The 14125-nt window shown below is 57.0% G+C and carries 17 protein-coding genes and 2 tRNA genes; 9 read left to right on the top strand and 10 right to left on the bottom strand.

Annotated features, from left to right (window positions below; genetic code table 11):
- Nucleotides 1-21: 21 nt before the first annotated feature.
- The 4 genes from F451_RS0120295 to F451_RS0120280 are packed head-to-tail and all read left to right on the top strand — an operon-like array spanning nt 22 to nt 3391.
- A complete protein-coding gene (locus tag F451_RS0120295) occupies nt 22-1851 on the top strand; it encodes a penicillin-binding protein activator (protein WP_083928502.1) in 1830 nt (609 codons plus the stop codon).
- The gene (locus F451_RS0120290) at nt 1851-2210 is read left to right on the top strand and encodes a YraN family protein (RefSeq protein WP_020683252.1); all 360 of its coding nucleotides are present in this window, start codon (nt 1851-1853) and stop codon (nt 2208-2210) included. Before F451_RS0120295 ends, F451_RS0120290 begins: the two co-directional genes overlap by 1 nt.
- A gap of 18 nt (nt 2211-2228) precedes the next feature.
- Nucleotides 2229-2816: an SIS domain-containing protein gene (locus F451_RS0120285; RefSeq protein WP_020683251.1), complete on the top strand. Its 588-nt coding sequence runs from the start codon at nt 2229-2231 to the stop codon at nt 2814-2816.
- A gap of 5 nt (nt 2817-2821) precedes the next feature.
- Nucleotides 2822-3391, top strand: a complete 570-nt coding sequence (locus F451_RS0120280; RefSeq protein WP_020683250.1) for a BON domain-containing protein — start codon at nt 2822-2824, stop codon at nt 3389-3391.
- Nucleotides 3392-3437: 46 nt separating this feature from the next.
- Here the strand turns inward: F451_RS0120280 and F451_RS0120275 are convergent, their stop codons facing one another.
- From F451_RS0120275 to F451_RS0120235, 10 genes are all read right to left on the bottom strand, one after another.
- The gene (locus F451_RS0120275) at nt 3438-3881 is read right to left on the bottom strand and encodes a ClpXP protease specificity-enhancing factor (RefSeq protein WP_020683249.1); all 444 of its coding nucleotides are present in this window, start codon (nt 3879-3881) and stop codon (nt 3438-3440) included.
- A gap of 207 nt (nt 3882-4088) precedes the next feature.
- Nucleotides 4089-4721: a glutathione S-transferase N-terminal domain-containing protein gene (locus F451_RS0120270; protein ID WP_026291929.1), complete on the bottom strand. Its 633-nt coding sequence runs from the start codon at nt 4719-4721 to the stop codon at nt 4089-4091.
- A gap of 88 nt (nt 4722-4809) precedes the next feature.
- The gene (locus tag F451_RS0120265; protein WP_020683247.1) at nt 4810-5574 is read right to left on the bottom strand and encodes a cytochrome c1; all 765 of its coding nucleotides are present in this window, start codon (nt 5572-5574) and stop codon (nt 4810-4812) included.
- Complete coding sequence (locus F451_RS0120260) at nt 5574-6824, bottom strand: cytochrome b (protein WP_020683246.1); 1251 nt, start codon at nt 6822-6824, stop codon at nt 5574-5576. The genes F451_RS0120265 and F451_RS0120260 overlap by 1 nt, the downstream gene beginning before the upstream one ends.
- Nucleotides 6824-7420, bottom strand: a complete 597-nt coding sequence (gene petA, locus F451_RS0120255) for a ubiquinol-cytochrome c reductase iron-sulfur subunit (protein ID WP_020683245.1) — start codon at nt 7418-7420, stop codon at nt 6824-6826. The genes F451_RS0120260 and petA overlap by 1 nt, the downstream gene beginning before the upstream one ends.
- Nucleotides 7421-7682: 262 nt before the next feature.
- Nucleotides 7683-8075, bottom strand: coding sequence for a 30S ribosomal protein S9 (rpsI, locus tag F451_RS0120250; RefSeq protein WP_020683244.1), 393 nt, complete (start codon nt 8073-8075; stop codon nt 7683-7685).
- A gap of 14 nt (nt 8076-8089) precedes the next feature.
- Nucleotides 8090-8518, bottom strand: a complete 429-nt coding sequence (rplM, locus tag F451_RS0120245) for a 50S ribosomal protein L13 (RefSeq protein ID WP_020683243.1) — start codon at nt 8516-8518, stop codon at nt 8090-8092.
- Between the two features lie 204 nt (nt 8519-8722).
- The gene (gene zapE, locus F451_RS0120240; protein WP_020683242.1) at nt 8723-9826 is read right to left on the bottom strand and encodes a cell division protein ZapE; all 1104 of its coding nucleotides are present in this window, start codon (nt 9824-9826) and stop codon (nt 8723-8725) included.
- Nucleotides 9827-9967: 141 nt separating this feature from the next.
- Nucleotides 9968-10045 carry a hypothetical protein gene (locus F451_RS28870; RefSeq protein WP_420835282.1) on the bottom strand — a complete coding sequence of 26 codons (78 nt, stop codon included), beginning with the start codon at nt 10043-10045 and terminating at the stop codon, nt 9968-9970.
- Between the two features lie 52 nt (nt 10046-10097).
- On the bottom strand, nt 10098-10280 hold the full coding sequence (locus F451_RS0120235; protein WP_026291927.1) for a helicase HerA-like domain-containing protein: 183 nt from the start codon (nt 10278-10280) through the stop codon (nt 10098-10100).
- A gap of 230 nt (nt 10281-10510) precedes the next feature.
- Here F451_RS0120235 and F451_RS0120230 point away from each other — a divergent pair, with 230 nt between their 5' ends.
- The 5 genes from F451_RS0120230 to F451_RS0120210 all read left to right on the top strand — a co-directional run bounded on the left by F451_RS0120230 (nt 10511) and on the right by F451_RS0120210 (nt 14120).
- A complete protein-coding gene (locus F451_RS0120230; protein WP_020683241.1) occupies nt 10511-10867 on the top strand; it encodes a hypothetical protein in 357 nt (118 codons plus the stop codon).
- A gap of 129 nt (nt 10868-10996) precedes the next feature.
- A tRNA-Pro gene (locus F451_RS0120225) sits at nt 10997-11073 on the top strand.
- A gap of 82 nt (nt 11074-11155) precedes the next feature.
- Nucleotides 11156-11232 (top strand) — tRNA-Pro (locus F451_RS0120220).
- A gap of 507 nt (nt 11233-11739) precedes the next feature.
- The gene (locus tag F451_RS0120215) at nt 11740-13194 is read left to right on the top strand and encodes a circularly permuted type 2 ATP-grasp protein (protein WP_020683240.1); all 1455 of its coding nucleotides are present in this window, start codon (nt 11740-11742) and stop codon (nt 13192-13194) included.
- On the top strand, nt 13191-14120 hold the full coding sequence (locus F451_RS0120210) for an alpha-E domain-containing protein (protein WP_020683239.1): 930 nt from the start codon (nt 13191-13193) through the stop codon (nt 14118-14120). The genes F451_RS0120215 and F451_RS0120210 overlap by 4 nt, the downstream gene beginning before the upstream one ends.
- Nucleotides 14121-14125: the final 5 nt, after the last annotated feature.

Genomic DNA, 14125 nt, shown 5'->3' with positions numbered 1-14125 from the left:
TCTTTTGGGGTGACAGAGTATATGATGAATCCGCTGCGCCTGTCTCTGACCGCCAGCCTGCTGGCCGTATTGCTTGTCGGCTGCAGTACGCCGACATCCAGGGCACCCACATCCGCCGCCACTCCGGCCGAACGCCAGCAGGACGCCATTGCCGCACTGCTCGATGAAGCCAGCCGCGCCCAACCCATCCGCGCGGCCGAACTGCGCACCGAGGCTGCGCGCAAACTGATCGACGCCAACCAGCGCGACCAGGCCATTGCCATTCTGGAGCGCATCGATACCGCCCTGCTCCCCCCCATCCTGCGCTTTGATATCGCCACGCTCAAGGCAGGCACCGCACTGGAACGCCAGGACAGCGGTCAGGCCCTGCGCTATCTGGCAGAAATGCCCAGCAGCGAACCGCTGCCCACCGCTCAGGCCATAGAGCTGGGCGAACTGCGCGCGCAGGCCTATCAGCAGCAGCAGGACAGCACTGGCGAATTGCGGGAATTAATCAAGGTGGCACAGCTGCGCCAGGAGCCCGCAATGCGCCAGGCCCTGCATGAACGCATCTGGGCCCTGCTGGGCGCACTCCCCACCGACGGACTGCAGCGCCTGGCCAGCGCCGGTGAGGCATCCTATTACGAGCAGGGCTGGTACGAGCTGGCCATCAATCTGCGCACCAGCACCGACCTGGCAGAGCAGTACAGCAACCTGGACGCATGGCGCACCCTGTGGCAATCCCACCCCGCCCTGCAGCAGCCCCCCAAGGCCGTGGCCGCACTGTTCGACTCCAGCATTATGCCGACCCGACGCATTGGCCTGCTGCTACCCCAGAGCGGCTCGCTGGCCAAGGCCGCCAGCGCCATCAGTGACGGCTTCATGGCCGCCTACTACCAGGCCCAGCGCGAAGGCCGGCCTGTACCGGAAATCCAGCTCCTGGACTCAACGCTGGTCAATACACCGGAGCAACTGCTAAACCTCACCCGCACCATGCAGCTTGAACTGATCATCGGCCCGCTGGACAAGAACTATGTCAACCAGCTCGCCCTCACCGACACACTGCCCGTGCCGGTGCTGGCACTGAACAACTCCAACATCCAGGCACCGGGAAACCTGTACCAACTGGGCCTCGCCGCCGAGGATGAAGCCGAAGCGGCCGCGCTTCGCGCCTGGCAGGATGGCAACCGCCGCATGCTGATGATGATCCCGGAAACCGATTGGGGCTCACGCGTCGGCCAGGCCTTCGTGCGCAAATTCGAAAGCCTCGGCGGCCAGGTGGTCGGCGCCGTCACCTTCGCCGAACAGGCCGGCCTTGCAGACCGGGTGGCATCGCTGCTCAATATCGACGATAACGAAGCCAGAACCAAGCGAGTACAACAGGCCATTGGCAACCGCATCCAGTCCGAACTCCAGCCACGCAATGATGCCGACGCACTGTTCCTGAGCGCCCTGCCGGTGGACGCCCGCCAGATCAAACCCCTGCTGGCTTTTAACTACGCCGCCGATCTGCCGGTATATGCCACCTCGCACCTGTACAATGGCAGCCCCAACAGTCTCAGCGATATCGACCTTAACGGCATTCTGTTCTGCGACCTGCCCTGGGTTATCGGTCCGCCAAGCACACTGAAACTCGCCATGAGCCAGCAGCGCGAAGATACCGACACCCGCTTCGGCCGGCTCTATGCCCTGGGGGCCGACGCCTTCACAGTGCACCCCTACCTGGAGCAGCTGCGGGCGAGCCCGCTGACACGCATCAGCGGCGAAACCGGCCAGCTGTACCTGACAGAGGGCTCGCGCATTGCCAGGGACCTGCCCTGGGCCCGGTTTGACAATGGCGTCCCCAGCCTGCTGACACCGGCAAGCAACTGATGGATCGACGCGCCAGCGGACAGCTCGCCGAAGACCTGGCCCTGCATTGGCTCGAACAGCAAGGCCTGGTACTGCTGACGCGCAACTATCACTGCCGCCTGGGTGAAATAGACCTCATCATGCAGCACGCCGACTGCCTGGTTTTTGTCGAGGTGCGCAAGCGTGCCCGCACCAGCCTGGCCAACGCCGCTGCTTCGGTCGACGGCCGCAAGCAGCAAAAAATCATCCTTACCGCCAACCACTACCTGAGCAAATACCCCCAGCGGGCCACCCAGCCCTGTCGCTTTGATGTGATCGCACTCGAATCAGATTCACCGACGGCAACCCCGCTATGGTATAAAGACGCCTTCAGGCCCTGAGATCGGAACCACCGCTGAATGGAACTCGAAGACCGCATTGTCAGCCAGTTTCACAGTTCGATGGATATCAATGCCCATACCATCGAACATTACACCCCCATGATCGCCCACGCCGGCGAACAACTGCTGCATTGCCTGATAAATGAAAACAAGATCCTGTGCGTGGGCAATGGCGGCTCTGCCGCACTGGCGCAGCACTTCAGCGCGCTACTGCTGAACCGCTACCGCCATGAGCGCCCCGGCCTGCCCGCGCTTGCACTGTCCGCCGACAGCGCCACCCTGACCGCCATCAGCGAAGACAGCAGCTTCAGCGACATCTATTCCAAGCAGATTCGCGCCCTCGGACAGCCCGGTGATGTTCTGCTGGTCATATCGACCCACGGCCGCGCCAATAACCTGGTGCAGGCGATCCAGGCGGCCCACGACCGGGAGATGAGCGTCATTGCACTGACAGGATATGATGGCGGAAATACCACGGCACTTTTACGCCCCGATGAGATCGAAATCTGCGTTCCGTCCGATGACGACGTACTGATACACGACGCTCACCTGCTGGTACTTCACTGCCTGTGCGATCTCATCGACTACCAACTGTTTGGAGCCTGAAATTGATGAAAAAACTGTTAATTGCCGCAAGCCTCGGCAGCCTGGTCATCCTGTCCGGCTGCTCTTCCCTCATTAGCGCGACTCGGGAAGAGCCTATCCAGGAAGACAGGGGGAGCCGCACGCTGGGCAACTACCTGGAAGATGAGGTCATCGAAACCAAAACCCTCGTCAACCTGAATAAGGGTTCCGTCGCACTGCGCAACTCCCATGTCGGCGCCACCAGCTACAACGGCCTGGTCTTGCTTACCGGCCAGGTACCCAACACCGCCACGAAAGAAGAAGCTGAGCGCATCACCAGCCAGATACGCGAAGTGCGCAAGGTACACAATGAATTGGAAATTGCCGGACCGACGTCATCCATCGTTCGCAGTAACGACGTTTACCTGACCAGCCGCGTCAAGCTGCAGCTACTGGCCGAGCGCAACATCAACGGCGGCCGCATCAAGGTCGTGACGGAAAACAGCACTGTCTATCTGATGGGTCTGGTAAGCCAGAAGGAAGCGGATCTTGCGGTACGCGTTGTACGCACGATCACTGGCGTACAGAAGATCGTCAAGGCGTTTGAATACATCTGATGAAATCTGACGGGTGGTGCATGGCACCGCCCGTCACGTAGCGTTATTACTTCACCACCTTAAGACTCGCGCGCCCCTTGGGCTTTTGCGGCACCGGCGTTTTTTCAATCCCTTCAGCAACCTCCTGACCCGCCGACTCACCCGCCTGTACCGGCTGCAGACGCTCGTAATAATCCGCACCGGGCTCCATGCCAAACCCCATTCCCATGGCATTCTCCTTGGCAAAGATCGCGACCAGCGCAGCATAGGGCACCCGCACCTGCATCGGCACACCACCAAAACGGGCACTGAACGAAATTTCGCTGTCACCCATCAGAAAGTCGCGCACGGCAGAGGGCAGCACGTTCAGCACAATCTGACCGTCCTGTACGAACTGGCGCGGCACCACGACATCGGGCGCATCCGCATCGACCACCAGATGCGGCGTACAGTCATTATCGAGGATCCATTCATACAGGCCTCGCGCGATATAGGGACGACTTGGATTCATTGCTCGCTCTCCGCAGACGCCACCGCACTTCCCTGTTACGACAGCGGATATTCATAATGTTTAACATGATGGGACTTTACACCATAAAGACCAGCCGCACGTAAATCGACCAACCCCCGGAACACAGGCGATAAAAAAGGGACAGAGTCACCTCCATCCCTTGCTTCAATCCCTTGACTCAGCCCCGACGCAACAAAAAGCCTGGGCTCAGTCGCGCATCTCGCGCTCAGCTTCCGACAGGCTTTCCTGGAAAGCTTCGCGCTCAAAAATACGCTTCATGTAACGCAACAGCATCTTGCACTGCGCTTCTGGCAGCTCAATACCCATCGCAGGCAAACGCCACAAAATCGGCGCCAGGCAGCAGTCCACCAGCGAGAACTCTTCACTCATGAAGAAGTCCTTTTCTCCGAAGATCGGAGAAATGGCCACCAGGCCGTCGCGCAATTCCTTGCGGCAACGCTCAATCTCGGCTGCATCAGCCTTGCCTGCCAGAATAGTGTCCGCCAGGCCGCACCAGTCATGCTGAATGCGGTACATGTACAGACGACTTTCTGCACGCGCGACCGGGTAAACCGGTAACAGCGGCGGATGTGGAAAACGCTCATCGAGATATTCCATCATCACATTCGGCTCATACAACACCAGATCCCGATCCAGCAGGGTCGGCAGGCTGTTGTAGGGATTCAGTGACGACAGATCCTCGGGCAAGTCATTTTCGGTGCAGTCGACGATATCGACTGCGACCCCTTTTTCCGCCAGCACGATACGCACGCGGTGGCTGTAATGGTCAGCGCCATTGGAAAAGAAGGTCATGGAAGAACGCTTAGCCACTACTCCCATCGGATAGTCCCCGTCAGTCTTCATTTAAAAACATAAATGCGGCCCGATCCATCAGGCCGCATACGATCATTACACGAACACAAGAGTCTTAGTGTACGTCTTTCCAGTACTCTTTCTTCAACGCAAATGCGAACAGGAAGAAAACGAACAGGAAGATAAGCACCTTGGTACCCATGCGCTCGGAGTCAAGACGGTACGGCTCACCCATGTAAGTGAGGAAGTTCGTCAGGTCATATACCGTCCGGTCGAACTCCTCGACTGTCTGACTGCCCGCCTCTGCAACTGTCAGGCAGCTGGACATGCGGGTGTTGGTCAGCGGATCAATCTCGCCGGACGCCGCATGTGCAAACTCTTCCGGCGTGCAGTGATTGACCTGCAAGCCCTGCAGATCCTGCAGTACGTTAGGCATGCCGACATCCTTGAACACCACGTTGTTCACGCCCCAGGGACGCGACTCATCCTTGTAGAAGGTACGCAGATAAGTATAGATCCAGTCAGGGCCGCGCAGACGCGCTTCCAGAGACAGATCCGGCGGGGGATTACCAAACCAGTTGGCAGCATCCCCCTTGTCCATGGCGATCTTCATCTGCTCGCCAATCTTTTGACCACCGAACAGCAGGTATTCTTCCACCAGCTCGTTAGGGATCTCCAGATCGTTGGCTGCGCGTTCGAAGCGCTGATAATCAGCCGAGTGACAGCCCATGCAGCGGTTCACGAATGTCGCCATGCCGCGCTGCAAAGAGGCGTTATTCTCGAGATCCACCTCGATAGAATCGAGATGCACACCGCCGACCGCGGCCTGAACCGACACCGGCAACAGAACCATCATCAATGCAATCAGATACTTTTTCATTAGCCTGTAACCCTTTCCGGAACCGGTTTAGTGCTCTCCATCCTGGTGTAGATCGGCATCAGAAAGAAATACGCGAAATACAGCGCAGTACAGATCTGGGCCACCACCGTACGGGTCGGATTGGACGCAACCACACCCAGGTAACCCAGAATCACGAAGCTAACCGCGAAAACCGCCAGCGCGATCTTGCTGAGCATTCCCTTGTAGCGTATGGACTTGACCGGACTACGATCCAGCCAGGGCAGCACGAACAGAATGGCAATGGCACCACCCATGACGACAACGCCCGGGAACTGGGAGCCGGCAATAGGCGGAATGGCACGCAGCATGGCGTAGAACGGGGTGAAATACCAAACCGGCGCAATGTGCTCAGGCGTCTTCAGCGGGTTGGCCGGCTCAAAGTTCGGCGCCTCGATAAAGTAGCCGCCACCTTCAGGGAAGAAGAAGATCACGGTACAGAACACAAACAGGAATACCACCACGCCGACAATGTCCTTGACGGTGTAGTACGGGTGGAACGGAATGCCATCGAGCGGCACGCCATTTTCATCCTTGTTGGCCTTGATCTCGATACCATCGGGGTTGTTGGAGCCCACCTCATGCAATGCAATGATGTGCAGCACAACCAGCGCCAGCAGCACGATGGGCAGTGCGATGACGTGCAGCGAGAAGAAACGGGTCAGGGTAATGCCAGAAATCAGATAGTCACCACGAATCCACAGCGACAGATCTTCACCAATGAACGGCACCGCCGAGAACAGGGAGACGATAACCTGGGCACCCCAGTACGACATCTGCCCCCAGGGCAGCAGGTAGCCCATGAAGGCTTCCGCCATCAGCGCCAGATAGATGGTCATGCCAAACAGCCACACCAGCTCACGCGGCTTGCGGTAGGAACCGTACATCATGCCACGGAACATGTGCAGGTAGACCACCACGAAGAAGGCCGATGCACCGGTAGAGTGCATGTAGCGCAGCAGCCAGCCGTACTCGACGTCACGCATGATGTATTCGACAGAGGCGAAGGCGCCTTCCGCTGATGGGTTGTAGCTCATGGTCAGCCAGATGCCGGTGAGGATCTGGTTAACCAGAACCAGCATCGCCAGGGAACCAAAGAAGTACCAGAAGTTGAAGTTTTTCGGCGCATAGTACTTGGAAAGATGGTCTTCCCACATCTGCGTCGCCGGGAAACGATCGTCGATCCAGCGCATCAAACCGCTTTCGGCCTTGCTCTTGTTCGGATTAGCCATTATGCAGTCTCCTGATCTACGCCGACGACGATAACGTTATCGCTTTCGTACATGTGGGGAGGAATGACAAGATTCTGCGGCGCAGGAGAGCCCTTGAGCACGCGACCGGAGAGGTCAAAACGCGAGCCGTGGCAAGGACAGTAGTAGCCACCGACCCACTCAGGTCCGAGATCTTCGGGCGCGACTTCCGGACGATAGGTCGGAGAGCATCCAAGATGAGTACAGATACCAACAAGCACGGAAATATCGGGGCGCAGTGAACGATTCGCATCGTGCGAGATATACTCCGGCTGCTGCGGACTCGCAGAATCAGGATCCGACAGCTGATCCGTCAACCCGGCCAGGTTGCTCAATGCTTCCTCGCTGCGCTTAACGATCCACACCGGCTTGCCGCGCCACTTCACGACCATCTGCTGGCCCGCTTCGAGCTTGCTGACATCCGCCCGTACCGGAGCACCCGCCGACCGCGCCTTGGCGCTGGGCATCCAGGAAGCCACGAACGGAACAGCAACGCCCGCTGCGCCGACTGCCCCGACCGCAGAGGTCGCACCGACCAGCAGTCGACGCCGCCCCTTGTTCACGCCGTCATTACTCATTAACTCTCTCCCTCGTTCAACCTGCTATTTAACGCCCCGCTTGAACGTAAATAACTCGATTGCTCAACTAAAAACCATCAAATAACGGATTTTTAAAATGGCCCAAATGGTAATGAAATTACCCTTCGCTTACAAGAACATTGGCAGGCTAAAACCCTGTAATCTCTGCGACTTTTGACTTAGACCCAAACAAAAAAACGCCCAAACCCGAAGGTTTGAGCGTTTTTTTTGCCACCAGTCTTCGACCGAAGCCGAAAGCGAATTAACGCTTGGAGAACTGAGGACGCTTACGTGCTTTGCGCAGACCGACTTTCTTACGCTCAACCATACGCGAGTCGCGGGTTACGAAGCCAGCGCTACGCAGCTCAGGACGCAGAGTCTCATCATAAACCATCAGTGCACGGGTGATACCGTGACGAATGGCGCCAGCCTGACCGAAACCACCGCCACCGGCGACAGTAACAAAAACGTCGAATTTTTCGACAGAACCGGTCAGTTCCAGCGGCTGCTTAACGATCATGCGCGCAGTTTCGCGACCGAAGTATTCTTCGATAGTACGATCGTTGATAGTAATAACACCTGTACCCGGACGCAGGAAGACGCGAGCAGTAGAGGTTTTACGACGGCCGGTACCGTAATACTGAGTAGTGGACATAGTCTGCCTTCCCCTTAAATGTTCAGTTCTTTGGGCTGCTGAGCCTGGTGCGGATGTTCGGTGCCAGCGTAAACTTTCAGCTTGCTGTGCATGGCACGACCCAGCGGACCCTTGGGCAGCATACCCTTGACCGCGATCTCAAGAACCCGCTCCGGGTGAGAATCGATCATTTTCTGGAAAGAAGCTTCACGCAGACCGCCCGGATAACCGGTGTGACGGTAGTACATTTTGTCTTTACGCTTATTACCGGTCACGCCGATCTTTTCAGCGTTGACGACAACGATGTAATCACCGGTATCAACGTGCGGAGTAAATTCCGGCTTATGCTTGCCGCGCAGGCGACGTGCAATTTCAGTAGCCAGACGACCCAGGGTTTTACCCTCGGCGTCAACAACGTACCAGTCGCGTTTTACTTCGGCTGGTTTAGCAACAAAAGTTTTCATTTGTATATTGCCTTCATTTAACTCAGCTCTCGCTACACATTTCGAATGCGCTACCGAGCTGACTTATAATTCTTGGTTGTATTTGGGAGCATCCCAAGCACAACAGTAACAACCCATAGAAATGGGTGGCGCGCATTATAGACAACTCACACTGCGAATGCGAGCGCAAAAACACAGCTTTTGCTCCGCACAGCACACATTTTTTCAGGCCCGGTGCGCCCGCGCCAGGTACTCATGGGACTGCATCTCGAGCAATCGGCTCTGGGTACGCTGAATTTCGAACTCCAGGCGGCCCTCGGTGTAGATCTCATGGATCGGTGCCGCCGCCGACAAAATCAACTTCACGCCGCTGTCATAGAACTCGTCGACCATGTTGATAAAACGGCGCGCCGCATCATCATTGCTGCGTCCCAGCTGGGGGACATTCGATACCAGCACCGCATGATAAACCTTGGCCAGCTCAATATAGTCATTCTGCGAGCGCGGCCCCTGACACAGATCGGCAAAGTCGAACCAGACCACATCCTCACAGCAACGACGCGAGCGAATGCCTCGACCATTCACCTCCAGCACCTCGCCCTCCACCACTTCCAGCAGATCTGGCGCCAGCGACTCGAAACTGGCATTAAGGCTTTCATCAGCCTTGCCATCCAGTGGACAGTGGTACAGCTCCGCTTGCTCCAACGCCCTCAGGCGGTAATCAATGCCACCATCCACGTTCACCACTTCCGTATACTTGTTCAGCAACGCGATGGCCGGCATAAAGCGCGCACGCTGCAAGCCATCCTTATAGAGACCATCCGGCACTATATTGGACGTCGCCACCAGCGCCACGCCATTGGCGAACAACTGTTCCAGCAGACTGCCCAGAATCATGGCGTCAGCGATGTCCGAGACAAAAAACTCGTCGAAGCAGATAATGCGGGTTTCTTCGGCATAGCGCCGCGCCAATTCCACCAGCGGGTTCTTTTCTCCACCCAGTGTCTTCAGGTCCTGGTGCACACGCTGCATGAAACGATGGAAATGAGTGCGGGTTTTCTGCTCGAACGGCAGACTGTCGTAAAAGGTGTCCATCAGGTAGGTCTTGCCCCGCCCGACCCCACCCCAGAAATAGAGTCCGCGCAGCGGCTCCTTCGGAGCCTTCTTCCAGCCAGTGGCCAGACGCTGCATCAGTCCAGGCTTGGGCGGCGGCGCGGCAACCAGCTCATCAAACAGGCGCTGCAAATGCTTTACTGCCAGTTCCTGCGCCGGATCATAGGAAAAGTCGTCACGCTCGAGATCTTGCTTGTAGCGTCCTAACGGAGTCATACCGGCCCCAGCCCCTGCCATCTGTTCGTCAATCAAAAAAGTGCCGGCACTTTACCTAGCCAGATCAGCTTTAGCAATCACGGCTTGGGAACCGACAGGGCCTGGATCCTGAAAAAACAGACAGAAAAACCCGGCTCTGTGTTACCGGCGTCCACCCATAATGGAGCCCAGCAGGCCTCGCACTATCTGACGCCCAAGCTGGGTGTCAATTGCACGCATGGCGCTTCTCGCCAGCACGCCAAACATGCCGCCAGACCCGACAGCCCCCCCTTTATGTCGGCCATGAAAACCGGCACCCGTTGCGGGAAAAACGCTCCGCCAGCGCCTGCAAGGTGACTGCCTTGCCCGTTCCCGTTGCGCCCGCGATCAGACCATGACGATTCGCCATCATCAGCGGCAGTTCAACTTCCTTGCCCGTAACACTGCGCCCTAGCATCAGGTTACCCGATGACATACGCGATTCCTCCGCCTCGTCCGATTAAGCGAGCGCCTCTCCATACAGCCCCGCCAGCATTCACCGTCGCAATCTAACAGCCACAGCAACCGGTGCACTGCCCTGCGCCGCAAACACTCCAAACGACGCGTCCACCTGCATATTTTTAATACTGATTTCCATACAGGATCAGCGCCAGCGCTACGCTATACTGACTACGCCAAATACATGTTGCCGACCGGAGTTACTGAATGAAAAGGACTTTCCCGCTTTTTGTCCTGCTGTTACTCAACACAGCACACGCCCAGGCAGAAGACCCCGCAAACGCACAAAACCTCAAAGACGGCATCTATGCCGCCTGCTTTCGACTTAATATCGAAGCCAAGAACACATACAAACGCATCGTCGCCAATGACAAGCGCAGCCTGACCATCAGCGAGGACCACCGCAACGGTCACCTCAGTGTTGAGGAAGCCCTGACCGAAGCCGAGCAAATCCTGAAGCAGCAGCGCGTCGCCTACGACCACCTCGCCAATGTACTGGTCGCTACCGACCGCCTGGCGTGCCCGGAAACCGCGAACCGGCTTGGCGAAGTTGAAATGCAATAGCAGTTATAGGTCCCCCATCTACGCGTAAGCGCTTGTTTTACAAAACAGGCTTGACATCATCTGAGCCCGGATTATAATTCGCGCCCTGTTCACAACAGTTTGTCGAAAGGCCTGTTGCGGGCATCGGTTCGGGGTATAGCTCAGCCTGGTAGAGCACTGTCTTCGGGAGGCAGGGGTCGTAGGTTCAAATCCTGTTACCCCGACCAAATTTTTCCCGCTTTAACAACTGCTTCGCAGTTGGCCCTCAGGGCATCGCAGCGCTATGCTGCAAAGGTAATTCAGATACGTCGGGGTATAGCTCAGCCTGGTAGAGCACTGTCTTCGGGAGGCAGGGGTCGTAGGTTCAAATCCTGTTACCCCGACCAAATCTTTTTCGCTTTTTCCCATACTGTTATCCCTTTTCGACCAGTCATACACCTCCGATATTTGGCCGCTAGCGTTCAACTCCCTGCTCAGCAACGCCGTATCAGCCCTGCACATCCCCAAGCAACCTCCCACTGCACCCACTCAATGACAAGCGCCGCTCAAACACAGCCGCACGCGAAAACAAAACACGCCAGAGCATCAATACATTCTGCTCAAAAAACATACAGAACATCGCTGAATTAACAGAAGTTTATTCAAATTCAAGCTAACGCGTAACATAGCTGCTGCTACACTTTACCGGCGGAGTCGCCCGCAAGACATCTCAGCAGCCTTACAACTGGCAAGGTAATTGCTCGTAAACAACAGTATAAGTAGCGTGACGCGACTTTTTCACAGCCCTCCCGGTCAGGCAGCACCAACAAGGGTCACTGCGCCCCTTATTGGTTCGAAAAACGCCCCACTTTGGTGAGTTGAATGCAACAGGGATCAGCAGAAGGCTTTAAGTCATGAGTATCGATTGGAAACAGTATGACAGTGGTGGTTTCTTCGACGAATTGATTAGTTCACCCGGCAATGCCAGGGCCCCGGCCCGCAAGCTTGCCAACTATCTCGCAAGCCTCGAAGATGAAGAACTCGAAAAACGCCGCCTCATGGCCGAGGCAACAATTCAGGAAATGGGTGTCAGCTTCACCGTCTATACAGAGGAAGGAAACATAGACCGGGCCTGGCCATTTGACCTGATTCCCCGCACGATTTCCCGCAAACAGTGGGACAAGACAGCCGCAGGACTGAAGCAGCGCCTGCGTGCCCTGAACATGTTTATCAATGACCTTTACCACGATCAGAACGTCATTAATGACGGTATTATTCCGCGCCACCTGATCGAAAACTCCGCCAACTTTCGTCCCGAGTGCGTCGGCGTCTCGCCCCCCCATGGCGTCTGGGCACACATCTGCGGCACCGACTTGGTGCGTGACAGCGACGGCGAATTCTACGTACTGGAAGACAACCTGCGCGTCCCCTCCGGCGTATCCTATATGCTGGAAAACCGCGCCATCACCAAACGCGTACTGCCCGAGCTGTTTGAAAACGACAACATAATGCCGATTGATGACTACCCGGCCCGTCTGTTTGACACCCTCGCCGCGCTGTCACCCCGCAAGGTCAAGCAGCCCGAAATCGTGGTATTGACACCCGGCATCTTCAACTCCGCCTATTTTGAACATGCCTTTCTGGCCCAGCAGATGGGCGCAGAACTGGTAGAGGGCAGCGATCTGGTCGTAAACGAGGACGACCTGGTCTTTATGCGGACTATCGATGGACTGACCCGGGTCGACGTGATTTACCGCCGCATCGACGACCTTTTCCTGGACCCCGAGGTATTTCAAAAGGACTCGGTACTGGGTGTCCCCGGACTGATGCGCGCCTGGAAAAGCGGTAACGTTGCGCTGGCAAATGCACCCGGCGCAGGGGTCGCCGACGACAAGGTCATCTATGCCTATGTACCGCAACTGATAAAGTACTACCTCGACGAAGAACCCCTGCTGCCCAACGTCAAAACGTACCTGTGCGAAAATGACAAGGACCGCGAATACGTGCTGGCCAACCTCGACCAACTCGTCGTCAAGCCGGCCAACGAGTCCGGTGGATACGGCATGCTGGTCGGCCCGCACTCAACCAAAAAGGATCAGGCAAAATTCGCCGAGCTGATCAAGGGTAACCCCCGCAACTACATAGCCCAACCGACCCTCGCGCTATCGACGGCGCCGACCCTGGTAGACAACAACAAGCTGGAGCCGCGCCACCTGGATTTACGCCCCTTCATCCTGCAGGGCAAGGACACCTATGTCACCACCGGCGGCCTGACCCGAGTCGCCATGAAGAAGGGCTCCCTCGTGGTTAACTCCTCCCAGGGTGGCGGAAGCAAAGACACCTGGATCGTTGATACGGAGGCAAAATGATGCTGTCCAGAGTAGCTGAACGGATTTACTGGGCTGCGCGCTACCTTGAGCGCGTTGAAAATACCGCACGCCTGGTCAGCGTCTACGACAACCTGCTATTCGACCTGCCCCGCAGCGTAAATATCGGCTGGTTTAACCTGGTGATCATCAACAGTGGCAGCGAGCTGTTTTTTGAGCGCTACCGCGTGCAGGACGAGCGCAATGTCGTGAAGTTCACACTGGCCGACGATACGAACCCGAGCTCCATGCTGTCGTCCCTTACCATGCTGCGCGAGAACATCCGCACAGCCCGCGACGTGCTACCATCTGAAGCCTGGGAGCTGGTCAACGAACTGCTTTTGTTCGCCCGCAACAATATTCAGCAGGGCATCAATCGCAACGGCCGCCATGCCTTTCTCAACGGCATTATCGAAGGGTGCCAGGGCATTAACGGCCTGCTGCTCGGCACCGTGAGCCGCGATGCCACCTGGCATTTCTTGCGCCTGGGCTGCAACCTGGAGCGCGCCGACATGACAACCCGATTGCTCGACGCCGGCGCCGCCGTGCTGCAGCTGTCCGACGATAACGACACTACCAACCTGTCTCAGATCGTATGGGGCAATGTACTGCGCTCCGGCAGTGCCTACATGGCCTATCGTCGTACCATGCGTACCACGGTTAATGGCTCCGACGTGGCGCACTTTCTTCTCAGCGACGAGGAATTCCCGCGCTCGGTCGGCTACTGCCTGGACCAGGTCCGCTCCGCCACTGCCAAGCTGCCTTGCGCCGGGAAGCCCTACCCCGCCATCAAGCCCCAGCTACCGAAATACGATATCAGGGATAGCGACAGCTTGAACGCCGACTTTCGTGACTATCTCAACGACCAGCAGCTCATGCTGGCCGAGACCCACAACCATATTTCCAGCAACTGGTTTGCAAACGATTAGGGGTC

The organism is Marinobacterium rhizophilum DSM 18822, from assembly GCF_000378045.1.
In the GTDB taxonomy this organism is placed as follows: Bacteria; Pseudomonadota; Gammaproteobacteria; order Pseudomonadales; family Balneatricaceae; genus Marinobacterium_A; species Marinobacterium_A rhizophilum.
The sequence above is the reverse complement of the archived record's forward strand: the minus strand, read 5'-3'. Positions and strand labels throughout refer to the sequence as shown.